This is a genomic window from Altererythrobacter sp. B11 (assembly GCF_003569745.1).
In the GTDB taxonomy this organism is placed as follows: domain Bacteria; phylum Pseudomonadota; class Alphaproteobacteria; order Sphingomonadales; family Sphingomonadaceae; genus Croceibacterium_C.
Genome location: NZ_AP018498.1, coordinates 1,383,266 through 1,405,933 on the forward strand (window position 1 = coordinate 1,383,266; position 22,668 = coordinate 1,405,933).

Below are 22,668 nucleotides of genomic sequence, written 5' to 3' on the forward strand. Positions count from 1 at the left end.
CTTACTCCATTCGCGCGCGAAACAGCCGGCCGGCAGCCGTGAGGGTGGCAACAGCGATCAGCGCCAATGGCCACAACTGCCGGAACACCGCGCCGGCGGGCAGATCCTTGAGGAACAGGCCCTGCACAACCGTGAGGAAGTAGCGCGCCGGATCGAGATAGGTGATCGGCTGAAGCCAGTGCGGCATGTTCTCGATCGGGCTGGCGTAGCCAGACAGCAGCATCAGCGGCACGGTGACGGCAAAGGCGCCGAGGAAGCTCTGCTGCTGCGTCATCGACAGGGACGAAACGAACAGGCCGATCCCCACCAGCGAGAACATGTACAGCACCAGCGAGGGGAAGAAGAGCAGCAGCGAACCGGTGTAGGGTACGCCGAACACCAGCTGCGCCAGGATGAGGAACAGCGTGCCGTTGAACATGCCCACCAGCACCGGCGGCACCACCTTCCCGGCCAGGATCTCATGCGCGCGCAGGGGCGACACCAGCAATTGATCGAAAGTGCCCAGCTCCCGCTCCCGCGAAACCGTCTGGCTGGTGATGGCGATGCCCGCGATCGAGGTGATGATCACGATCAGCCCCGGCAGGGTGAACCATTTGAAGTCGAGCGCCGGATTGAACCAGTTGGTCACTTCCACCCCGCCGCCGGATAGCTGCGCCACGGCTTCGCGGTTCATCTGCCCGGCGATCTGCGCGATATAGCCGTTGACGATCTGCGCGGCGTTGGACCGCCGCCCGTCCAGCACCAGCCCCACCTGCGCGGGTTCCCCCCGGTCGAGCCGGGCATCGAAATCGGGTTCGATCACCAGCGCCGCAATTACCGCCTGCCGGTCGATCGCGCGCTCCACCTCCGCCGTGGAATGGAGATAGGCCACCTGCCGGAAGTTCGGGCTGCCTTCGATTCGCTGCACCAGTTCCGCCGCATGCGCGCCCTGCGACTGATCGAACACCGCGACCTGCACATTGCTGACATCCAGCGTCGTCGCGAAGGTGAAGACGAACAATTGCATCAGCGGTGGAAACACCAGCACGATGCGCGCCTTGGGATCGCGCAGCAGCGACCAGATTTCCTTCACGATCATCGCCTGCAGCCGCCGCATCAGTCGAGGCTCCGGCGGGTTACGCGGAAGGAGAGCGCGAAGAACAGCGCGCCGAAGCCCAGCATGGCAGCCATGTTGGGCAGGAATTGCGACCAGATGTCCCCCGTCAGGAAGATCGTCTGCAGCGAGGGGATCAGGTAGCGTGCCGGCACGATATAGGTCAGCGCCTGGATCGGCGGCGGCATGGAGGAAATCTCGTACACGAAACCGGATAGGAGGAAGGTCGGCAGGAAGCTGGTGAGCAGCGCCACCTGGCTGGCGACGAACTGGTTCTTCGTGGCCGAGGAAATCAGCAGCCCCATGCCCAGTGCGGGCATCAGGAATGTGGCGGCCACGACATAGAGCGCCAGGATCGATCCGCGGAACGGCAGGCCGAAGATCGTGACGCCGATCACGGTGCAGAGCGTCATCGAGGCGAGCGCGAGGAGGAAGTAGGGCAGGATCTTGCTGGCGATGAACTCCGTCATGGAGACCGGCGTCGCCATGATCGCCTCCATCGTTCCCCGTTCCCATTCGCGCGCGACCACGAGCGCGGTCAGCAGCGTTCCGATCATCGTCATCACTGTGGCGATGGAGCCCGGCACGAGAAAATAGCGGCTCTTGAGCCCGGGGTTGAACCAGTAGCGCGAGCTTATCTCCACCTGCGGAGTGGGCGGCGCGCCGGCCAGCGGATCGTCGTCCAGCCAGGTCTGGAAGACGCCCTGCGCATGGGAGGAGACGAAGGTCGCCATATTGGGCTGCGATCCATCGGTGATCACCTGCATGGACGGCAGGCGGCCGCGGGCCAGATCGCGCCCGAACTCCTGCGGGATGACGATGATCCCGCGAATTGCGCCTTCGACCATGGCGCGGCGCGCCGGTTGCCGGCTGCGCATGATCTGCGGCGCGAAATAGGGGGAGGCGGCGAAACTGCCCGCCAGCGACTGGGCGGCAGGGCTGTCATCCTCCAGCACCAGCGCCACCTTGGTTTCCGACGTATCCAGCGAGACGGCATAGCCGAACAGGAACAGCAGCAGCAGCGGCATGGCGAGCGCGATCAGGAAGGTGGAGGGATCGCGCCTGATCTGGGCGAATTCCTTGCGCACCATCGCAGCAAGGCGGCGCTTGCTGAAGCGGTCCGGCCCGCTCATGCCGCTTCGCGTCCTTGCGGATCGCCCTCCTGCTCGCTCGCCTCGATCAGGGCGATGAAGGCGTCTTCCATGGTTGGGTCAGCCTTGCCGGAGATTTCGGCTGCATGTTCCTTAAGCTCGTCGGGGGTGCCGGTGGCGATCTGTTCGCCGCGGTAGATCAGCGAGACACCGTCGCAATATTCCGCCTCGTCCATGAAATGGGTGGTGACGAGAACGGTCACCCCCTTTTCGACCAGCCCGTTGATATGCGTCCAGAACTCGCGCCGCGTCACCGGGTCCACGCCTGAGGTCGGCTCGTCGAGGAATAGCACGGGCGGTTCGTGCATCACCGCGCAGGCGAGGGCGAGCCGCTGCTTGAAGCCCAGGGGCAGGGCGGCAGCGTTCTGGTCCAGCCTGTCACCCAGGGCGAAGATCTCGATCATGGCCTGCTTGGCGCGGCGCGCGTCGGCGCGCGAGAGGTTGTAGGCGCCGGCGAAGAAGTCGAGGTTCTGCGCAACGCTGAGTTCGCCATAGAGCGAGAACTTCTGCGCCATGTAACCCAGCGAACCGCGTGCTTCGGCGGCCGACTTGCGCAGGTCGTTGCCCGCCACGGAGCCGGTGCCGTCCGTGGGGCTGAGCAGGCCGCACAGCATCTTGAAGGTGGTCGATTTGCCCGCCCCATTCGGACCGAGCAGGCCGTAGATCTGCCCCTGCGGAATGGCGAAGCGCATATCGCGGGCGGCTGTAAAGCTGCCGAAGCGCTTGGTGAGGCCGTTGGCCTCGATCGCCGGCCGCCCTTCATCGGGGATGGTGCGATAATGTTCGGCCAGCGGGCTCGATCCGCCGGGGCCGCCGCCAAGGATTTCGATGAAGCCGTCCTCGAAACGCGCCGGAAGTCGTGAGGCCTGCGTATCCGGCCCGGCCTCGAAATCACCCGCCGCGGGGAGCGGGCGATCGTCGGCTGCCAGCAGGCGGACCGAGCGGCCGTGGATCGAGCCGTCGATAATGTCGTCGCGGTCGAGCACCCGGCGCAGGAAGTCGCGTCGGCGCCCTTCGAAGCCGGTCACCTGGATGATCCGGCCTTCCACCCGGCCGGTCAGTTCGCCCGGCGCGCCTTCGAACAGCAGCTTGCCTTCGTTGAGGAGATAGACCTTGTCGCATTTCTCCGCCTCGTCGAGATAGGCGGTGGACCACAGGATCGCGATGTCCTGCTGGGTCAGGTCCTGCACCATCGCCCAAAGCTCGCGCCGCGAGATCGGATCGACGCCAACCCCCGGCTCGTCCAGCAGCATCAGCCGCGGCGTGCGCACGAGCGTGCAGGCGAGGCCGAGCTTCTGCTTCATCCCGCCTGAGAGATTACCAGCCAGCCGGTCCTGAAAGCGCGCGAGATCGGTGAAATCCAGCAGCCTCTTGAAGGTCTCTTCGTGTTCCTCCTTCGGCAGCGCGCGCAGTTCGGCATAAAGATCGAGATTTTCGCGCACCGTCAGGTCTTCATAGAGGCCGAAGCGTTGCGGCATGTAGCCCAGCTGATCGAGCTGCTGCGCGGGCGGGCTCCCCAGAATGCTCACCTCGCCCGCATCCGGCGCCATCAGCCCGGCAAGCAGGCGGATCAGCGTGGTCTTGCCGGCGCCATCGGGGCCCACGAGGCCGGTGATCCGCCCCGGCTCAACGGCGAGGGAAACGCTGTCGAGCGCCGGCGCGGCGGCGCCGGGAAAGCGCTTCACCAGATCGCTGGCAGTGGCGACGGGATCGGCCATGGCCCCGGCTTTCAGCGTCGCGGAGCCGCGGCGTTCGGCTTGGGAACGAGGATGGTGACGGGCTGCCCCTGCCGCAGCGCATTGTCCGGATCGTCCACTACGATGCGCAGCCGATAGACGAGATCGGTGCGCAGATCCTCGGTCTGCACCGTCTTGGGCGTGAACTCCGCCTGAGGCGAGATATAGCCGATCCGCCCATGATAGACCTTGGGATTGCCATCGGCCGTCACATTGACCTTCATGCCCGGTGCGATGCGCGAAAGATCGTCTTCCGCCACATAGGCGCGGACGCGCAGCGGGCGGGTGATGGACAGGGTGAGCACGGTCTGTCCCGCGGCCACAATGGCGCCGGGCTCTTCCGCACGGGTCATGATCGTGCCGGGCAGCGGCGCCGTCAGCTTCGTATCGTCGAGATTGATTTCCACGCTGCGGCGGGCGGCCAGGGCCGATTGCAGCTGCGCCTCCGCCGCCTCGATCTCCTCCGGGCGGGCGCCGGTGGCGAGCTTGGAATAGGTCTCGCGCGCCTCCCGCAACTGCGCCTGGGCCTGATCGCGTGCGGCCAATGTCGCCTGCCACACCTCGCGGCTGATCGCGCCCGGCGCCACCAGCGGTTCACGCCGGTCGACATCCTGCTGCGTCTTGCGGAACGCGGCCTCCGCAGCCGTGACGGCCGCCCGGGCGCTCGCCACGTCCTGCGCGCGGCTGCCGTTGCGCAACTGGGCCAGCTGGGCGCGGGCACCGGCGACAGCGGCATCGGCTTCCGCCGCGCGGGCGCCGGTGGGGGCGGGATCGAGCGAGGCGAGCGGCTGGCCCTGTGCGACCTCGTCGCCTTCCTCCACCGCGATTGCGGCGATCCGCCCGCCCGTGCGGAACGCGAGATCGACCTTGCGAATGTCCACATTGCCATAGAGCTGCAGCGGCCCGTTGGGATCGGGCGCGAGCAGACCGAAGCCGCTGGTCGCATAGGCCGCGATGGCCAGCGCTGCCACGGCCACGCCGGCGATCACACGCTTTTTCATTCCGGTTTCTCCGCATCGAGAATGGCGATCGTGTTGGCACGCAGGCGCTGCCGCAGAAGCGCGGCTTCGGCCTCGCCGATGTCCCTCACTTCCAGCGCCTTGCACAGCGAGGCGCGGCCAGCGCGCATGATCATCGCCTGCCCGAAGATCAGCAGCGCCATCATGCGCAGTTCGCGGCCCGGTCGGGCGGTGCAGACGCGGGCGAGCAGCGCTTCGGCGCCGCGCACCAGCGGTTCCATCCCGCCGCGCCACAGGCGTTCAAAGGCTTCGGTCGGCTCAAGCTGCTCGCGCACGATGAAGCGCGCCCAATTGGCGGTGCTGGGGTGCAGCAGCATGGCTGCCAGACCGTCGATGATCAGCAGCAGCCGGTCGCGCGCGTCTTCGCGGGAGAGGGCGGCGGCATCGTGGAAGAGGACGAAGGCGTGCGATTGCCGCTCGCGGATCTGTTCCGCAATATATTCCGCGCAGGCGAGATACAGCCCCTCCTTGCCGCCGAAATGATAGGTGATGGAGGACATGGCCGTGCCCGCCGCCGCCGCGATGTCGCGCGTGCTGGCGCCGTCGAATCCCCGCCGGCCGAAGAGGTCTATCGCCATATCCAGCAGAGTCTCGCGAGCCATTCGGAAGAACTAGTTCGTTCGAACGAACAAGGCAAGCGCCTCTACTCGTGCCGCAAGGCCTCGATCGGATCCAGCCGCGAGGCGCGGCGGGCGGGATAATAGCCGAAGGCGACCCCCATCAGCGCGGAGAACAGGAAGCTGATCACATTCACCACCGGATCGAAGACATAGGGAATCTCGAACGCGGTGGAGAGCGAAAGCGACAACACGAAGGCGAGGCCGATGCCCACCAGTCCGCCGAAGCAGCAGAGCACCACCGCTTCGGTCAGGAACTGCAATTGTACTTCCCTTGCAAGGGCGCCAATGGCCAGTCGTATACCGATTTCACGGGTGCGTTCGGTCACCGAAACCAGCATGATGTTCATGATGCCGATGCCGCCCACCAGCAGGCTGATGGCCGCGATGGCGGCCACCATGGCGGTGAGCGTACCGGTGACCGAGGAAATCGCATCGTTGACCTGCGCGGTGTCGATGATGTTGAAATCGTTCTCCTGCCCCGGCTGCAGCAAACGCCGTTCACGCAGCAGATCGACCAGCGAGCTCTGGATCCCCGCGCTGGAATAGGCGCTGTCATACTTCACGATGAAATATTGCAGGTCCGAATTGCCGGTGAAGCGCCGCTGCACCGTCTTCAGCGGCATGATCACCACATCGTCGGAATCCTGATTGTTCATCGCAGCGCCCTGGCCCCGCTCCGCCAGCACACCGATCACGGTGCAGGAAACGTTGTCCAGCCGCAGATCCTCCCCGATCGGGTCCCATGCGGGCGGGAAGATCGCATCGCGCACCTTGATGCCGATCAGGCACACGCTCTTGCCGGCGGCCTCCTCCAGCTCCGAGAAGGAGCGGCCTTCCTCCACCTTGATCGATTGCCCGCGCAGGAAGGCGTTGTTCGCCCCCTGCACGGAAGTGGACCAGTTCTGCCCGTTGTGGATCGCGGTGGCGCTGGCATTCACGCTGCCGGCGGCCTCCTCCACCCCGGCGATCTGGGTCGCCACTGCCCGCACATCAGTGTCATCGAAGGGGCGGCCGGGGCCGCGATCTGTCCGCACGGGGAAGACGATGAACACGTTGGAGCCGAGCGAGGAGATGTCGTCCTGCACCGAGGCCGTCACCCCGTTGCCGAGCGTCACCATGGTGATGACCGCAGCGACGCCGATCACGATGCCCACGGTGGTGAGGAAGGAGCGCATCAGGTGGCGCCGTATCTCGCGCAGGGCGAGGAGGAAGGTGGCGCCCATCATGCCGAGCATCAGGCCGTCTCCCCTGCGCCGGCGCGCGATCCCTGCTCGATGCTTTCCACCAGCCCGTCGCGGAAATGCACGATGGTCTTCGCATATTCCGCCATTTCGTATTCATGGGTGACCATGAGCACGGTGATGCCGTCGCGATTGAGATCGGCCAGCAGCTTCATGATCTCGATCGACCGTTCGGTATCGAGATTGCCGGTGGGTTCGTCCGCCAGCAGCACGTCGGGCCCCGTCACCAGCGCGCGGGCGATCGCCACGCGCTGCTGCTGGCCGCCGGAAAGCTCCGCCGGGGTATGATCCGCCCAGGGGGCCAGGCCGACGAGATCGAGCGCCTTCATCGCCGCATCCCTGCGCACCGCTTTCCGCTCCCCGCGATAGAGCAGCGGCAGCTCCACATTCTCCAGCGCGCTGGTGCGGGCCAGCAGGTTGAAGCCCTGGAACACGAAGCCCAGATAGCGCCGCCGCAGCAGCGAGCGCTGGTCCCGATCGAGCGACTGCACCTCTATCCCGCGGAAGCGGAACACGCCGGAAGTGGGCGTGTCGAGGCAGCCGAGAATGTTCATCGTGGTCGATTTGCCGGAGCCGGACGGCCCCATCACGGCCACGAAATCCCCCCGCTGGATGGTGAGGTCCACGCCCTTCAGCGCCTGGAAGGCGGCGGCGCCGCGGCCGAACACCTTGGTGATCCCGGACAGCTCGATGAGGGGGGGCTCGCTCACTTCGCCTTCGCCCTGACCCCCGTGACCACCTTCATGCCGGGCTTCAGCCTGTCGGACGTCACCACCGTGTAGCGTCCGTCACTTTCGCCGGTGACCACCGGGATCGCCTCCAGCTTGCCCTGCGCCGTCAGCACATGCACCGATTGCCGGCTGCCGACGCCGATGGTGGCCTGCTGATCTTCCTTGCCGAGGCCGATCTCGGGATTGAGCATCCCGCCGCCCTCGCTTTCCTTCGCCTCGTCGGGGTTGAAGCGCAGCGCGCCGTTGGGGACGAGCAATTGCGGGCCGGTCTGCTCGGTGGCGATCGTCGCCGTGGCGGTCATGCCCGGGCGCAGCAGCCCGTCGGCATTGTTCACCGCCAGCCGTGCCTCGTAATTGACGACAGAATCGGTGGTGGCCGCAGTGCCCGTGCCCGAAGTGGCCGAAGTGGCCGTGTTGCTGGAGGCGAGATCGATGCGGGTGACTTCGGCCGGGAAGCGGCGGCTGGGATAGGCATCGACCACGAAGGTCGCCTCCTGCCCTTCCTTCACCTGGCCCACATCGGCCTCGTCGATCTTCACGCGCAGCTGCATCGTGGAAAGATCTTCCGCCAGCACGAACAGCGTCGGCGTGTTGAAACTGGCCACCACTGTCTGGCCCGGCTCGATCTGGCGGGCGAGCACCACGCCCGAAACCGGCGAGCGGATCGCCGCGCGGTCGCGATTGGTCTCGCTGGAAGAGAGCTGGGCCTGCGCCGATGCAACGCTGGCGCGCGCTGATGCCAGCGCCGCCTTGTCCCGCATCACCAGACCCTCCGCGGCCTGCAGCTCCGTCTTGGAAGGCACCTTGCCGCCCGAGAGCTTCAGCACATCCTGCAGGCGCGCGAGTTGCGCCCTATCCACTTCCAGCGTCGCTTTCGCCTGCTCCACCGATGCGCGGGCGGATTCCAGGCTGGCGCGCGCCTGGGTGATCTGGTCATTGATGACATCAGTGTTGATCCGCGCCAGCAGTTGCCCGCGCGTGACGCGATCGTTCACATCGACATACACATCGTCGATCCGCCCGGAGACTTCGGAGCCCACTTCCACCTGGTTCGTCGGGCGCAGATTGCCGGTGGCCGTCACCGTCAGGTCAAGCGAGCGGCGCGCCACGTCTTCAGTGATGTATTGCGTCTTGTCGCCGCCACCCAGGCCGCGGAGGACCAGCAGCAGGATGATCAGCACCACCACTGCCGGGACCCAGTATTTGGCCCAGCGTCGCCAGCGCGGCCTGGGCGTGGTGCCGAGGAATTCGTCCACGGTTCCCGGCTGTTGTTCCTCGTCTGTCATGGTGCGGCCCCGTCGATATTCGGCATCGGGAAGTCCTCTGGCGACCAGCCGCCCCCCAGCGCCTGGGTCAGGCGGATGAAGGCATTGGCGCGATCGGCCTCTGCGCTCACCAGCGAATTGCGCGCGGAGAGCAGTTGGCTCTCCGCGGTGAGCAGCGTCTGGAAATCGGTGAGCCCGGACTGATACTGGCTGCGCGCCAGGATGGCGGAATTGTTTGCGGCATCCAGAGCCTCGCTGAAAATCGCCACCCGCTCGCGCGCGGCCCTAAGATCCACGGCGGCACTCTCCACATCTTCCAGCGCGGCAAGTATCGAAAGGCGCCATGCGGCCAGCGCACCGCGGGCAACGGCGCGGGCGCTGTCCACCTGCGCAGCGGCGCGGCCGCCATCGAACAGCAACTGGCTGATTCCGCCGAACAGGCTGCCGGTCACCACATCGAACAAATTGCCGACATCTGTCGCGCGCGTATCCACCGTGCCGGTCAGGCGGACGAGCGGCAGCAATTGCGCCTGCGCCACGCCGATCCGCGCGGAAGCAGCGACCAGCGAGGCTTCACTACCCCGCACATCGGGGCGCCGCCGCAGCATCTCCGCCGGCGGGGCGAAGCCGGCCAGTTCCGGCGGCAGCGGGACGGGCGCAGTCTCCTGCAGCAGTTCCAGCACCCGGCCCGGCGGTTCTCCGATCAGGGTCGAAATGGCGTTCGCTGTGGCGGCAAGGCTGCTTTCCAGCAGCGGGATAGTGGCCGCCGTCTGGGCCCGCTGCGTGCGCGCCTGCTCCACATCCAGGCTGGAGACCAGCCCCGCCTGGTTGCGCCAGCGGGCGATCTGCAAGTTCTCGTCCTGATTGCCCAGCGTGTCGCGCGCGATCGCCAGTTGCTGTGCGGTGGCGCGGGCGCTGACGGTAGCTTGCGCGACCTGCCCCACGATGGCGCGCTGCAGGTCTGCCAGTGAATAGCCGGCGGCAAGATAATCGGCATTGGCCGCAGCGGCCGCGCCGCTGATCTGGCCGAACAGATCCAGTTCCCAGCTGGCGTCGCCGCCGATGCTGAACAGGGGATCGTCCTGCGCCAGATCGCCCACGTCCTTGCTGACGCCGCCGCTGGCGGTGATGGTCGGCAGCCAGCCTGCGCGCGCCTGCCGCACCGCGGCCCGTGCCTGGTCCAGCCTGGCGGCACCCTGCGCCAGATCGAGATTGTTGGCGATAGCTGCCTGCACGAAGCGCGTGAGCAGCGGATCGTCCAGCATGCGCCAGTAGCCGGTCAGGTCGAGGCTTGCGGGGGCCGCATCGGCTTCGGCCCAGCGGGCCGGCACTTCCACGCCCGCTTCCGGCGGCCGAACATAGGGCGCGGCGCAGGCGGTGAGAGCCAGCGCTCCCGACGCGACTGCGGCGACAGAAGCGGCCTTCCAGGCCGTTCGTCGTGCCGACATGTACCCCCCTGGCGACTGTCTTTGGATGCCTGACGTTATGCCCTTCGGCGTGGCACGCAAAGCGCCTTGTTGCACCTGATACAATTCGTTGCAGATGATGGCCTTCGCGCCACAGGGGGCGCTCAGGCCGGAACCGGTGTCAGCTGCCGGGTGGCGGCAGCCCCGCGTCCAGCCTGTGCGACAGGTCCTGCAGCGCATCGTTCAGCAATCCGATGGTTTCGGGCGGCAGACCGTGCAGCAGGCGGTGGCGCAGGGCATCGGCAATGTCGAAGATGTCGGCCAGCGCGGCCCGCCCGGCGTCGGTCAGGCGCAACTGCTTGCTGCGCCGGTCGGCGGGATCGGGCAGCCGCTCCACCAGCCCGTCCTTCTCCAGCGTGTCGAGCATCCGGGTCATCGTCGGCCCTTCGATCCGCAGCCGCTTGGCGATTTCCACCTGCGCGCTGAGATCGGGCGAGTTCATGATCGCCGCCATGGCTTCCATGCGCGCCGCGCTCTGGCCGATCGTGCGGAGCCGTTCGTCCAGCAGCGAACGCCACCGCCGCGCAACGATCACGATCTGGATGGTCAGCCTGATTTCTTCGGTCGTTCCGCCCTTTTCGTAAATCTCGAAGCTGGACGTCGTCCCTGTCTCGCTCACCCGCTGGGTCCCCGTATTCCACTGTGTGCGGCCCCCTGATCGGCCGTCGCACCTCAATCCCGCCCGAAGCGGTATAGCGTATTGCAGCGCGGCGCCAGTCGGGTAAACTCTCCCCCTGTGATGTCGGGCGGAATCCGCCCGGCATTGAAGTGGGGATCGGGCGCGCGGCGCCGCCGCCCGTTCGGCGGGAACATCAAAATGGAGGTGCAGATGGCCTATCGGCTTTCGATCAATGGCGTCGAGCGCGAAGTGGACGTGCCCGGCGATATGCCGCTGCTGTGGGTTCTGCGCAACGAACTGGGCATGGTCGGCACGAAGTTCGGCTGCGGCGTGGGCCTGTGCGGCGCCTGCACCGTGCATCTCGACGGCGTGGCGCAGCGGTCCTGCTCCGTGCCGGTGAGCGCGGTGGGCGAAAAGAAGGTCGCCACGATCGAGGCGCTGGCCGAAAGCGAAACGGGCCGCGCGCTGCAGCAGGCCTGGCTGGACGAGGACGTGATGCAGTGCGGCTATTGCCAGGCTGGTCAGCTGATGAATGCCACGGCGCTGCTGGCCCGCAACCCGCAGCCCAGCGCGCGCCAGATCGATGCGGCGATGAGCGGCAATATCTGCCGCTGCGCCTGCTACACCCGCATTCGCGAAGCGATCGCCCAGGTCGCCGGCAAGGAGGATACGGCCAATGTCTGACCTGATGGAACGGGCCGGCTCGGCCCAGCTCAGCCGGCGTACCCTGCTGAAGGCGGGCGCGCTCGCCGGCGGCGGGCTGGCGCTCACCGCCAGCATGCCGATGGTCGCGCGGGCCGCCACCACCGCTGCGTCCGATAACGCGATGCTGAATGCGTTCATCACGATCGCGCCGGACAACACGATCACCATCGTCGGCAAGAATCCGGAAATCGGGCAGGGCATCAAGACGATGCTGCCGATGCTGATCGCCGATGAACTCGATGCCGACTGGGCGCAGGTGCGCATCGTGCAGGGCGATACCGATGCGGCGAAATACGGACCGCAGCTCGCCGGGGGCAGCTTCGCCACGCCGATGAACTGGATGCCCATGCGCCAGGTCGGCGCGGCGGGCCGCCAGATGATGCTGGCGGCGGCTTCGCGCCGCTGGGGCATCGACAGCGCCAAGCTGCAGACCAAGCTCGGCACCGTGGTCGATCCGGCATCGGGCCGCACGCTGACCTATGGCGAACTGGCGAGCGATGCCGCAGGCGGCGCCGTGCCGGATCCGGCGAAAGTGCCGCTGAAGGATCCCAAGGATTTCCACATCATCGGCCGCGCGATCGGCGGGATCGACAGCCCCAGGATCGTCAAGGGTGAACCGATCTTCGGCGTGGATACGAAGCTGCCGGGGATGGTCTATGCCGCCTTCGAACGCTCGCCGGTGTTCGGTGCCAAGCTGAAATCGGCGCAGCTGGACGCGGCCAAAGCCGTGCCCGGCGTGATCGACGCTTTCGTGATCGAGGGCAATGGCAGCGCGGACGAGCTGGTTGACGGCGTGGCGATCATTGCCGGCAATTGGTGGATCGCCAACAAGGCGCGCGAAAAGCTGGCGATCGAATGGGACAATGGCGAATGGGGCAGCCACTCCACCGCCGGTTATGACAAGGCGGCGCGCGAGCTGATGGCAGCAGGCAAGCCGCAGGACGTGTTCTCCACCAATGGTGATGTCGATGCGGCCTTCGCCGGCGCGGCGAAGGTGCTGGATGCGGAATATTCCTATCCCTTCCTGGCGCATGTGCCCATGGAGCCGCAGAATTGCACCGCGCTGTGCCATGCCGACGGGGCGATGGAGATGTGGGCGCCCTCGCAGACGCCGCAGGGCGGCCAGCAGGGCGTGGCCAAGATGCTGGGCGTCCCGCCGGAGAAGGTGACGGTCCACATCACCCGCATGGGGGGTGGCTTCGGCCGGCGGCTCACTAACGACTACATGCACCAGGCGGCCGCCATCGCCAGCAAGATGCCGGGCAAGCCCGTGCAGCTGATCTGGAGCCGCGAGGATGATGTGCGCAGCGATTTCTACCGGCCGGCCGGCTGGCATCGCCTGCGTGCGGCACTGGATGCGGATGGCAAGCTGATCGGCTTCGACGATCACTTCGTCACCTTCGCGCCGCCGGTGGAAGGCGGCTACAACCCCGCTGCCATGTCGCCGGATGTCTTCCCGGCGAAGTTCGTGCCCAATCTGCGCTATGCGCAGAGCAAGCTGGATACCCGCGTGCCCATGGGCGCGCTGCGGGCGCCTTCGTCCAATGCGCTGAGCTTCGTGATGCAGTCCTTCCTCGACGAAGTGGCGCAGGAGCAGGGGAGCGATCTTCCCACGCTGATGCTGGCGCTGCTGGCTTCGGGCAGCAAGCTGCCGGACGGGAAGGCCTTCGGCTCCAGTCAGCCGGGCTTCGATCCCGCCCGGGCCACTGCGGTCATCAACAAGGCCCTCGCCATGTCCGCCTGGAAGGGTGGCGCGGCCGAGGGACGCGGGAAGGGCTTCGGCTTCTATTTCAGCCATCTGGGCTATTTCGCCGAAGTGGTTGAAGCGAGCCTGTCCGATCGCGGGCAGATCAATGTCCACAATGTCTGGGCGGCCGGCGACGTGGGCAGCCACATCATCAATCCGCTGGGGGCGATGAACCAGGCGGAGGGTGCGATCATCGACGGGCTGGGGCAGGCCATCGCGCTGGCAGTGCAGATCGAGAACGGCGCCGCCGTGCAGTCGAACTTCCACGATTACCCGGTGCCGCGCATGCCGATGACGCCGAAGATCGAGGTGGAGTTCGTGAAGTCGGACAACGCCCCCACTGGCCTTGGCGAGCCGGCCCTGCCGCCGGTGATCCCGGCGTTGACGAACGCGCTGTTTGCCCTCACCGGCAAGCGTATCCGCAGCCTGCCGATCGACACGAAGCAGCTTGTCTGAGCGAGGGGCGGATCATCTCCGCCCCTTTCTTTTCACGCTGCGCGCTAGCGTTCGGCGCATTCAGGGCTAGATAGGCGGCGTGGCCGCATTGCTTGAGCATCCCTCCGCAAGTCTGGCACAGGGGGATCGCTCCGCCCTGCTGGCCGCGTGCAGCCCCGATGTGGGGCTGTGCACGATCGTGGGCATCGAAGGCAGCTTCTCCCGCAGGCTCGGCGCGCAGCTCGCCGTCTTCCCGGATGGCCGGATAGCCGGCAGCCTCGCCGATGGCTGCCTGGAACGGCAGCTGGCGAGCGAGATTGCCGCCGCGCAAGGACGCGCGCCGGAGGTGAAGCGCTTCGGTGCCGGTTCGCCGCTGATCGACTTCCGCCTGCCCTGCGGCAGCGGGCTGGACATATTGATCGACCCCGCGCCGGACCGCGCAGCGTGTCGCCGCGCGGCGGACCAGCTCGAAGCGCGGCAGGAAGCCACACTGCCGCTGCCGGCTCCCAGCCCGTGGTTGCAGGAGCGGCGCTATATCCCGCCGCTGCGCCTCGCCCTGTTCGGGGAGGGGCCGGAACTGCAGGCGCTCGCCACTCTCGCGGGTGCCGCGGGAATCGCCGTGGACAGCTTCAGCAAGGACGATCCGGCCGCCCTCTCGCTGGGCCGCCGGCCGCAGGGGATCGAGGTGGATCGGTGGACCGCCATCGTCCTGCTGTTCCACGATCACGAATGGGAACAGGCGCTGCTCGAATGGGCGCTAGAAACGCCCGCGTTCCATATCGGCGCGCAGGGCGGCGCGGAGGCGCGGGGCCGCCGGCTGGAAAGCCTCGCGCGGGCGGGTGCAGGCGAGGCGGCGCGGGCGCGGATCAGCAGCCCGATCGGACTCATCCCCCGCAGCCGGGAGCCGGGCGTCCTGGGGCTTTCCGTCCTCGCCCAGATCGTCGGCGAATATGAGGCACTGCATCCGCATGGCTGAGCTGCCCTGCGTCGCGCTGCTGGCGGCGGGCACGGCGACGCGGTTCGGCGGCGGCAAGCTGGATGCCCCCTGCGCGGGCAAGCCGCTGGGGCAATGGGCGCTCGACCGCGTCGCAGAGGCGGGATTGCCGCCGGGCCTGATCGTGACTGGGCCGGAGGCGCCGCGCTTCGTAGCTTCTGCCGAGGGGTGGGAGCTGATCGTGAATCCGCAGCCGGCGCGCGGGCTGGGCACCTCCGTCGCACTGGCGGCACAGGCGGCGATCCGGCGCCGCGCCCCGGCGCTGCTCGTGCTGTTGGCGGACATGCCGCTGGTCCCGGCGGAGCTGCTGCGCCGCCTCGCTTCCACCGCGCCACCCGCTGCCGTTTCGCACGGCGGGCGGCCGGGCGTGCCGGCGCTGTTCGGGGCTGAGCTGCTGCCACGCCTTGCCGCGCTGTCATCCGACCGGGGCGCGGGGGAACTGCTCGCCGGCCTTGCCTCCACCACGCTGATCCCGCCGCCGGGGGCGCTGCTGGACGTCGATACTCAGGACGATCTGGCCGAGGCCGAAGCGGCCCTTCGCGCGGGGTAGCGCCGCCGCGCCGCGGTCAGTCCAGCTCCATGATCACGGCGTCGGCCGCCAGGCTGTCCCCCTCCGCCGCGAGGATCGCGGCGATCTGCCCGGCCTTGCCCGCGCGCAGGATGTTTTCCATTTTCATCGCCTCGATCGTGGCAAGCGGCTGGCCGAGCTCGACCTGATCGCCTTCCGCCACATGCAGGCGGACCAGCAGCCCCGGCATCGGGCAGATCACCAGCCGCGAAAGATCGGGCGGCTCCTTCTCGATCATATGCGTCGCCAGCGGCGCCAGCGATGCGGGAAGGACGCGTGCCCTGTGGCGCCGACCATGCGTGGTGATGTGCCAGTGCAGCCCTTCGCGCGTCACCTGCAGGCCCAGCCGCAGCCCCTCGCCAGTGGCCTGCGCGCGGCGCACGCCGGGCTGCCAGTCGCAATGGCCCTCCAACCGCGCGCCGTCGACCATCGCGTGGCCTTCGCCCAGCGTCACGGCAAAGTCGCGCCCGTCGATCCGCACTGACCAGTCGCTGGTGACGGGAGGGCTGCCGTTGATCTGTCCGGAGATGCGCTGTGCGCGGGCGCGGCGGGTGAATTCCATGCCGGCGGCGCAGGCGGCGATGGCGCGCAGAGTGCTCTCATCCGCCGGGGCGCCGGTGAACCCCTCGGGATATTCCTCGGCGATGAAACCCGTCGTCAGCCGCCCTTCGCGAAAGCGCGGATGCTGCATGATCGCGGAGAGGAAATCGAGATTGTGCCCCGGCCCTTCGATCACGAAATCGTCCAGCGCGCGGATCTGCAGATCGGCCGCCTCGTCGCGCGTGCGCCCCCAGGTGACCAGCTTGGCGATCATCGGATCGTAGAAGATCGACACCTCGCCGCCTTCCGCCACACCGTCGTCCAGCCGCACATAGGGCTGCTCTCCCGTCCCGTCGCTGGCGGGGGACTGGTGCAGCGCCGCCTCGGGCGGATCGTAGCGGACCAGCCGCCCGATGCTCGGCAGGAAACCGCGATAGGGATCTTCGGCATAGACGCGGCTTTCGATGGCCCAGCCGTGCATGGCGATGTCCAGCTGCGCGAAGGGCAGGGGCTCCCCCGCCGCCACGCGGATCATCTCCTCCACCAGATCGACGCCGGTGATCGCCTCCGTCACCGGATGTTCCACCTGCAGCCGGGTGTTCATTTCGAGGAAGTAGAAGCTCTCCCCCGTGGGGTCGGCGCCGCTGACGATCAGTTCCACCGTCCCCGCCGAATGATAGCCCACCGCCCGCGCCAGCGCGACGGCCTGCTCGCCCATGCGCCGGCGCATATCGGGCGAGACGAAGGGGGAGGGGGCTTCCTCCACCACCTTCTGATGGCGCCGCTGGATCGAACATTCCCGCTCGTGCAGGTAGAGGATGTTGCCCTGCCGGTCGCCCAGGATCTGGATTTCGATATGACGCGGGCTCTCGATGAACTTCTCGATGAACACGCGGTCGTCGCCGAAGCTGTTCAGCCCTTCGCGCTGCGTGGCTTCGAAGCCTTCGCGCACGTCGCGGTCGTTCCAGGCAAGGCGCATCCCCTTGCCGCCGCCGCCCGCACTCGCCTTCATCATCACGGGATAACCGATCCGGTTCGCTTCGATCAGCGCCTGATCCGTATCGGCGATGGCGCCTTCGGAGCCGGGGACGATGTTCACTCCGGCGGCGGCCGCCAGCTTCTTGCTTTCGATCTTATCGCCCATGGCGGCGATGGCATTGGCTGGCGGACCGATGAAGGCGATGCCTTCCGCTTCCAGTGCCTCCACGAAGCTCGCCCGTTCGGACAGGAAGCCATAGCCGGGATGCACCGCATCCGCCCCGGTTTCCTTGCAGGCGGCGATGATGCGTTCGGGCAGCAGATAGCTTTCCGCCGCCGGTGCCGGGCCGATCCGCACAGCCTCATCCGCCAGCGCCACATGCGGGCTGCGCGCATCCGCATCGGAATAGACCGCCACGGTGGCGATCCCCATGCGGCCCGCGGTGCGGATCACGCGGCAGGCGATTTCCCCGCGATTGGCGATCAGGATCTTGCGAAACATTACTCCGGCCACACTTCGATGTCGTGCAGCTGGATCGTGCGCTCCTGCGTCAGCGCCGTCTTGCAATTGGCCACCAGCAGCGGCTCCAGCGATCCCCCGCGCGCCAGAAAGCCTGCCGAAACGCAATGCTCGTCGCGATATTTCAGCCAGGCCCGCTGGGCGGCCAGCAATTGGGCGAAATAGCCGGGCCGGCCGTCATGGCTGGTGTCCACCACCATGTCCCGCTGCTTCATCCGCGCGGCGGTCGCCTTCCATTGCGCATTCAGCGCCTCGTCCGCCGCGCGATATTCCTGCCCGGCACACCAGTTCATCTCCTGCTGCTGCACGGGATCGTCGCAATTCCATGCGGGGTTGGGCGGCGCGGACGCGGCGGCGGCGGCCAGCAGGAGCAGGATCATAGCGTAGCTTCCTTCTTCTCGGTGGCGGGGATTTTCGCAAACACCCTGCGGCCCGCCGACTCGTCACCCTGAACTCGTTTCAGGGTCCATCGTGCCCCCCGCGCGGACGGTGCAGGCGGAGGAATGGATGCTGAAACAAGTTCAGCATGACGAAGGGGGCGGGCGAGCGTGGTTCCGGGGATCATTGCCCAGGCCAGCGCCCGAACGAGGCGAAAGGACGCAGCTTCACTCTGCCGCCTCCGCCCGTGCACAGGCCAGCATCGGCTCATCGCCCTCCATCGCGCGCATACCGAGACGAGCGAGCAGGGCGGCATCTTCGTCGTCGCCGGCATTGGGCGCGGTGAGCAGCTTGTCACCGGTGAAGATGCTGTTCGCCCCGGCGAGGAAGCACAGCGCCTGTGTCGCCTCGCTCATGCTCTCCCGCCCGGCGGACAGGCGCACCATGCTCATCGGCATGGTGATCCGCGCGGTGGCCACGGTGCGCACGAATTCGATGTCGTCGATCTTTGCCAGCGGCGTGTCGGCCAGCATGTCGCCCAGCACGGTGCCCTTCACCGGCACCAGCGCGTTCACCGGCACGCTTTCCGGATGGCGGGGCAGCGTGGCCAGCGTGTGGATGAAGCCCACGCGATCCTCCCGCGTTTCGCCCATGCCCACGATCCCGCCGGAACAGACATTGATCCCGGCGGCACGGACATGGCCCAGCGTATCCAGCCGGTCACCCATGCTGCGGGTGGAGATCACGCGCTCGTAATATTCCGGGCTGCTGTCGATATTGTGGTTGTAGTAATCCAGCCCCGCCTCGGCGAGCATATCGGCCTGGGCGGGCGTGAGCATGCCCAGCGTCATGCAGGTTTCCAGCCCCATGGCGCGCACGCCCTTCACGATCTCCACGATCGCCGGCATGTCCCGATCCTTGGGATTGCGCCAGGCGGCACCCATGCAGAAGCGCTGGCTGCCGGCGTCCTTCGCCTGCGCCGCGCGCTGCAGCACTTCCTGCACGCCCATCAGCTTCGTCGCCTTCACGCCACTGTCGGCGCTGGCGCTTTGCGAGCAATAGCCGCAATCTTCCGGGCAGCCGCCGGTCTTGATGCTCAGCAGCGTGCACAGCTGCACCTCGTCCGCCCGGTGGTGCGCGCGGTGGACCGTGGCGGCACGGAACAGCAGATCGGTGAAGGGGAGGGCGAAGATCTCCGCGATCTCGTCGCGGGTCCAGTCGTTGCGTATTTCGGTCATGCTGCTTCCTCGATAGCGCCACCCCGGCGCGCGGCATAGGCCTCCAGCGCCGGGGCGAAATGCGGCGCACCGCGGCGCTCGGCTTCTTCCGCCGGAATGCTCGCCAGCGACTGTGCAAGGCGTGCGGCATTGGCGGGCGAGAGGCTGGCGAGCGGGGCGACATAAACGCCGATGGTGAACACCACCGCGCCGCTGCGCGGCAATTTGCGCAGGGTCTGGCGTTCGCTGCGGATGAACAGCGTTTCGCCGGCATTCTCTGCGGTGACATGGGCGAAGGCCTCCGCCGGCGGCGCATCGGCGATCCAGCGCAGGGCGGGCGTCGGGCTGACGAACCAGTTGCAGCGACCGAAGATGCGGCCGGGTCGGAGGCCGGCCATGAAGCGATCGACCCCGCTGGCGAGCTGCTGCTGATAGCCGTGGATCGGCGCATGCAGCGCGGCCAGCGGCAGGCCCAGCTTGTCGGCCGGGCGCCAGTCGGTGGGGAAGGCCACGGCGGCGCCGATCAGGTGGAACGGCGCATCGGGGGCGGGCTGGGTGAGCAGGCACATATCCTCCCACGCGCTGCGGGCGGCGCCTTCCAGCCCGCCGGTGGTGCCGAGCAGGGCCGCCAGTTCCGCCCCCGGAGCCTCCGCATCGGGCGTAAGCTGCACGCTGTCGGGATGCGCGTCGAAGGCCGCTGCGCGGGCCGCAAGATCGGGCTCGGGCTGCAGCCAGTCGGCCTTGTCGAGCGCGCTCAGACCCATGCGCAGCGCCCCGCCGCCGCGGGCGCGGGGGAGCAGTTCCTCCACCGAGAAGCCGAGCGCCGCCATCTTATTTCGTCATTCCCGCGCAGGCGGGAATCCAGTGCGGCAGGCGCACCGCTCGAACGGATTCCCGCCTGCGCGGGAATGACGAGGGTGGATGAGGGGTCATTCGGCGGGCTCGTCGTCCTCGTCGCGGGGCGGCATGTTGTGGCCCAGCAGGCGCAGCATGTCGGCAGCGCATTCGACCACGTTGGAGCCGGGGCCGTAGATGCCCTGCACGCCCGCCTGCCGCAGGAACTCGTAATCCTGCGGCGGGATCACGCCGCCGGCCACCACCTTGATGTCCGCCCGCCCGGCGGCGCGCAAATGGCGGATCAGTTCGGGGATCAGCGTCTTGTGCCCGGCGGCCAGCGAGCTTGCGCCGATCGCGTCCACCCCCTCTGCCAGCGCCATGCGTGCGGTTTCCTCCGGCGTCTGGAACAGCGGGCCGGAAATCACCTGAAAGCCCATATCGGCAAAGGCGCTGGCGATCACATTGGCGCCGCGGTCGTGCCCGTCCTGCCCCATCTTGGCGACCATGATGCGCGGCTTGCGGCCGAGGCGGTGGGCGACCGCCTCCACCCCTTCGACCACCTGCGCATAGCGCGCATCGCCCGCATAGGCGGGGCCGTAGATGCCCCTCACCGGCCGGGGCGCGGTGTCGTGGCGGCCGAAGGCGGCTTCCATCGCGGCGGAGATTTCGCCCAGCGTGGCGTTCTGCCGCGCGCATTCCACGGCGAGGGCGAGTAGGTTCGGCTGGGGCGGCGCGCATCCTTCGACAGGCTCAGGATGAGCGGGGGTGGGCCCAGGATGAGCGGGGGTGGGGTCGGGGTGGGCGGAGGACGAGCCTACACCCAAGTCCGCTCGTGCTGAGCCTGTCGAAGCACGCGCTCCTGCTTCCAGCGCCTCCAGCGCCGCGCGGCAGGCCGCTTCGTCGCGCGTGGCGCGGGCCTTAGCGATGCGCGCGATCTGCCCTTCGCGCACGCGGGCGGTGTCCACCGCCAGCGTCTCGATCGGCGAATGCTCGCCGGCGACATATTTGTTCACGCCGATCACCACGTCCTCGGCGCGATCGACGCGGGCCTGGCGGGCGGCGGCGGCTTCCTCAATCCGGCGCTTGGGCATGCCGCTGGCCACCGCCTGCGTCATGCCGCCCAGCGCATCCACTTCGGCGATCAGCGCCTCCGCCTCCTCCACCAGCTTCGCGGTCAGCGCCTCCACATAATAGCTGCCGCCCAGCGGATCGATCACCCGGGTGATGCCGGTTTCCTCCGCCAGCACCAGCTGCGTGTTGCGGGCGATGCGGGCGGAAAAGTCGGTCGGCAGGGCCAGCGCCTCGTCCAGCGCGTTGGTGTGCAGGCTCTGCGTGCCGCCCAGCACCGCCGCCAGCGCTTCCACCGTGGTGCGGATCACATTGTTGTAGGGGTCCTGCTCCTGCAGGCTGACGCCCGAGGTCTGGCAATGGGTGCGCAGGGTCTTGGACTTCTCGCTCTGCGCGCCCAGCCCGTCCATCACGCGGAACCACAGCGTGCGCGCGGCGCGCAGCTTGGCCACTTCCATGAAGAAGTTCATGCCGATGCCGAAGAAGAACGACAGCCGCGGCGCGAAGGCATCGAGATCGAGCCCGGCGGCCATCGCCTGCCGCGCATATTCCTTGCCGTCGGCGATGGTGAAGGCCAGCTCCTGCACCGCCGTCGCCCCGGCCTCGTGCATGTGATAGCCGCTGATGGAGATCGAATTGAAGCGCGGCATGTGCTCGCTCGTATAGGCGATGATGTCGCTGACGATCCGCATGCTCGGGCCGGGCGGGTAGATATAGGTGTTGCGGACCATGAACTCCTTGAGGATGTCGTTCTGGATGGTGCCGCTCAGCTGGCTCTGCGCCACGCCCTGCCGTTCCGCCGCCACGATGTAGAAGGCCATCACCGGGACCACCGCCCCGTTCATGGTCATGGAGACGCTCATTTTATCCAGCGGGATGCCGGCGAACAGGATCTCCATGTCCTCCACCGTGTCGATGGCGACGCCGGCCATGCCGACATCGCCCGTCACCCGCGGATGATCGGAATCATAGCCGCGATGGGTGGCAAGATCGAAGGCAACGGACAGGCCCTTCTGCCCGGCGGCCAGATTGCGGCGGTAGAAGGCGTTGGATTCCTCCGCCGTGGAGAAGCCGGCATATTGGCGGATGGTCCAGGGCCGCCCGGTGTACATGCTGGCATAGGGGCCGCGGGTGAAGGGCGCGAAGCCGGGGAGGCCCGGCCCTTCCGCCGGCGCATCCTCCGCCGTGTAGAGCGGCTGGATCGGGAAGCCCTCGGGCGTGTGCCAGGTGGCGTCGCGGCCCTTCAGTTCCTTTGCCGCCTTTGCCTGCCAGTCCGATATGTCAGCCATGCGCGTCCTTCGGGGTTTCCATGATCTCGGTCAGCACACCGCCCATGTCCTTGGGGTGGAGGAAGAAGATCGGCGTGCCGTGCGCCCCGATGCGGGTGGGGCCGAGGATGCGCTTGCCCTCCGCCTCGAAGGCCGCGCGGGCGGCGGCGATGTCGGGCACTTCGAAGCACAGATGATGCTGCCCGCCCGCCGGGTTCTTCGCCAGGAAGGCGGCGATGGGGGAGGCTTCGCCCAGCGGCTCCAGCAGTTCGATCTGCGAATTGGGCGTATCGACGAAGCACACGCGCACGCCCTGTTCGGGCAGGTCGAAGGGTTCGCGGATCACCTGCGCCCCCATCACATCGCGCCAGAAGGCGATGCTGGCGGAGATCGAGGGCGTGGCGACGCCCACATGGTTCAGCCTGCCGAGTTGCATGCGGTTCGGCTCCTTTCCCTGCGCCGGGGATAGGAC

20 protein-coding genes are annotated in these 22,668 nt (G+C 67.7%); 4 read left to right on the forward strand and 16 right to left on the reverse strand.

The features are described 5' to 3' along the window. Position 1: 1 nt before the first annotated feature. From AEB_RS06605 to AEB_RS18520, 10 genes are all read right to left on the reverse strand, one after another. Positions 2-1,096: an ABC transporter permease gene (locus AEB_RS06605; RefSeq protein ID WP_119082472.1), complete on the reverse strand. Its 1,095-nt coding sequence runs from the start codon at positions 1,094-1,096 to the stop codon at positions 2-4. After that, positions 1,096-2,226 carry an ABC transporter permease gene (locus AEB_RS06610; protein ID WP_119082473.1) on the reverse strand — a complete coding sequence of 377 codons (1,131 nt, stop codon included), beginning with the start codon at positions 2,224-2,226 and terminating at the stop codon, positions 1,096-1,098. Before AEB_RS06610 ends, AEB_RS06605 begins: the two co-directional genes overlap by 1 nt. Further along, the gene (locus AEB_RS06615; protein WP_119082474.1) at positions 2,223-3,962 is read right to left on the reverse strand and encodes an ATP-binding cassette domain-containing protein; all 1,740 of its coding nucleotides are present in this window, start codon (positions 3,960-3,962) and stop codon (positions 2,223-2,225) included. The genes AEB_RS06610 and AEB_RS06615 overlap by 4 nt, the downstream gene beginning before the upstream one ends. An 11-nt stretch (positions 3,963-3,973) precedes the next feature. Beyond that, complete coding sequence (locus tag AEB_RS06620; RefSeq protein ID WP_119082475.1) at positions 3,974-4,981, reverse strand: HlyD family efflux transporter periplasmic adaptor subunit; 1,008 nt, start codon at positions 4,979-4,981, stop codon at positions 3,974-3,976. Continuing rightward, positions 4,978-5,601: a CerR family C-terminal domain-containing protein gene (locus AEB_RS06625; RefSeq protein ID WP_119082476.1), complete on the reverse strand. Its 624-nt coding sequence runs from the start codon at positions 5,599-5,601 to the stop codon at positions 4,978-4,980. Before AEB_RS06625 ends, AEB_RS06620 begins: the two co-directional genes overlap by 4 nt. A 41-nt stretch (positions 5,602-5,642) precedes the next feature. Then, positions 5,643-6,845 carry an ABC transporter permease gene (locus AEB_RS06630; RefSeq protein WP_119084503.1) on the reverse strand — a complete coding sequence of 401 codons (1,203 nt, stop codon included), beginning with the start codon at positions 6,843-6,845 and terminating at the stop codon, positions 5,643-5,645. An 8-nt stretch (positions 6,846-6,853) separates the two neighbouring features. Next, positions 6,854-7,570, reverse strand: a complete 717-nt coding sequence (locus AEB_RS06635; RefSeq protein WP_119082477.1) for an ABC transporter ATP-binding protein — start codon at positions 7,568-7,570, stop codon at positions 6,854-6,856. Then, on the reverse strand, positions 7,567-8,877 hold the full coding sequence (locus AEB_RS06640; RefSeq protein ID WP_119082478.1) for an efflux RND transporter periplasmic adaptor subunit: 1,311 nt from the start codon (positions 8,875-8,877) through the stop codon (positions 7,567-7,569). The genes AEB_RS06635 and AEB_RS06640 overlap by 4 nt, the downstream gene beginning before the upstream one ends. Further along, a complete protein-coding gene (locus tag AEB_RS06645) occupies positions 8,874-10,304 on the reverse strand; it encodes an efflux transporter outer membrane subunit (RefSeq protein ID WP_119082479.1) in 1,431 nt (476 codons plus the stop codon). Before AEB_RS06645 ends, AEB_RS06640 begins: the two co-directional genes overlap by 4 nt. Before the next feature lie 139 nt (positions 10,305-10,443). Further along, positions 10,444-10,941, reverse strand: a complete 498-nt coding sequence (locus AEB_RS18520; RefSeq protein ID WP_119082480.1) for a MarR family winged helix-turn-helix transcriptional regulator — start codon at positions 10,939-10,941, stop codon at positions 10,444-10,446. Positions 10,942-11,151: 210 nt separating this feature from the next. On the opposite strand from AEB_RS18520, the gene AEB_RS06655 reads away from it, so the two are divergent. The 4 genes from AEB_RS06655 (at position 11,152) to AEB_RS06670 (ending at position 15,372) form a co-directional block, all read left to right on the forward strand. Then, positions 11,152-11,625: a (2Fe-2S)-binding protein gene (locus AEB_RS06655; RefSeq protein ID WP_119084504.1), complete on the forward strand. Its 474-nt coding sequence runs from the start codon at positions 11,152-11,154 to the stop codon at positions 11,623-11,625. Beyond that, the gene (locus AEB_RS06660) at positions 11,618-13,849 is read left to right on the forward strand and encodes a xanthine dehydrogenase family protein molybdopterin-binding subunit (protein ID WP_231958944.1); all 2,232 of its coding nucleotides are present in this window, start codon (positions 11,618-11,620) and stop codon (positions 13,847-13,849) included. Before AEB_RS06655 ends, AEB_RS06660 begins: the two co-directional genes overlap by 8 nt. A 79-nt stretch (positions 13,850-13,928) precedes the next feature. Continuing rightward, positions 13,929-14,804, forward strand: coding sequence for an XdhC family protein (locus AEB_RS06665; protein WP_119082481.1), 876 nt, complete (start codon positions 13,929-13,931; stop codon positions 14,802-14,804). Then, entirely contained in the window at positions 14,797-15,372 is a 576-nt protein-coding gene (locus AEB_RS06670; protein WP_172593019.1) for a nucleotidyltransferase family protein, read from the forward strand. Before AEB_RS06665 ends, AEB_RS06670 begins: the two co-directional genes overlap by 8 nt. Before the next feature lie 16 nt (positions 15,373-15,388). Here the strand turns inward: AEB_RS06670 and AEB_RS06675 are convergent, their stop codons facing one another. The 6 genes from AEB_RS06675 to mce all read right to left on the reverse strand — a co-directional run bounded on the left by AEB_RS06675 (position 15,389) and on the right by mce (position 22,632). Then, positions 15,389-17,410 (reverse strand): acetyl-CoA carboxylase biotin carboxylase subunit, encoded by a 2,022-nt coding sequence (locus tag AEB_RS06675; RefSeq protein ID WP_119082483.1) that lies wholly within the window; start codon positions 17,408-17,410, stop codon positions 15,389-15,391. Then, positions 17,410-17,808, reverse strand: a complete 399-nt coding sequence (locus AEB_RS06680) for a lysozyme inhibitor LprI family protein (RefSeq protein WP_119082484.1) — start codon at positions 17,806-17,808, stop codon at positions 17,410-17,412. The genes AEB_RS06675 and AEB_RS06680 overlap by 1 nt, the downstream gene beginning before the upstream one ends. Positions 17,809-18,033: 225 nt before the next feature. Then, positions 18,034-19,044: a biotin synthase BioB gene (gene bioB / locus AEB_RS06685; RefSeq protein ID WP_119082485.1), complete on the reverse strand. Its 1,011-nt coding sequence runs from the start codon at positions 19,042-19,044 to the stop codon at positions 18,034-18,036. Next, a complete protein-coding gene (locus AEB_RS06690; RefSeq protein ID WP_119082486.1) occupies positions 19,041-19,853 on the reverse strand; it encodes a heme-dependent oxidative N-demethylase family protein in 813 nt (270 codons plus the stop codon). Before AEB_RS06690 ends, bioB begins: the two co-directional genes overlap by 4 nt. Before the next feature lie 99 nt (positions 19,854-19,952). Continuing rightward, positions 19,953-22,217 carry a methylmalonyl-CoA mutase gene (scpA, locus tag AEB_RS06695; protein WP_119082487.1) on the reverse strand — a complete coding sequence of 755 codons (2,265 nt, stop codon included), beginning with the start codon at positions 22,215-22,217 and terminating at the stop codon, positions 19,953-19,955. Then, positions 22,210-22,632 carry a methylmalonyl-CoA epimerase gene (gene mce / locus AEB_RS06700; protein WP_119082488.1) on the reverse strand — a complete coding sequence of 141 codons (423 nt, stop codon included), beginning with the start codon at positions 22,630-22,632 and terminating at the stop codon, positions 22,210-22,212. The genes scpA and mce overlap by 8 nt, the downstream gene beginning before the upstream one ends. Between the last annotated feature and the right edge of the window lie 36 nt (positions 22,633-22,668).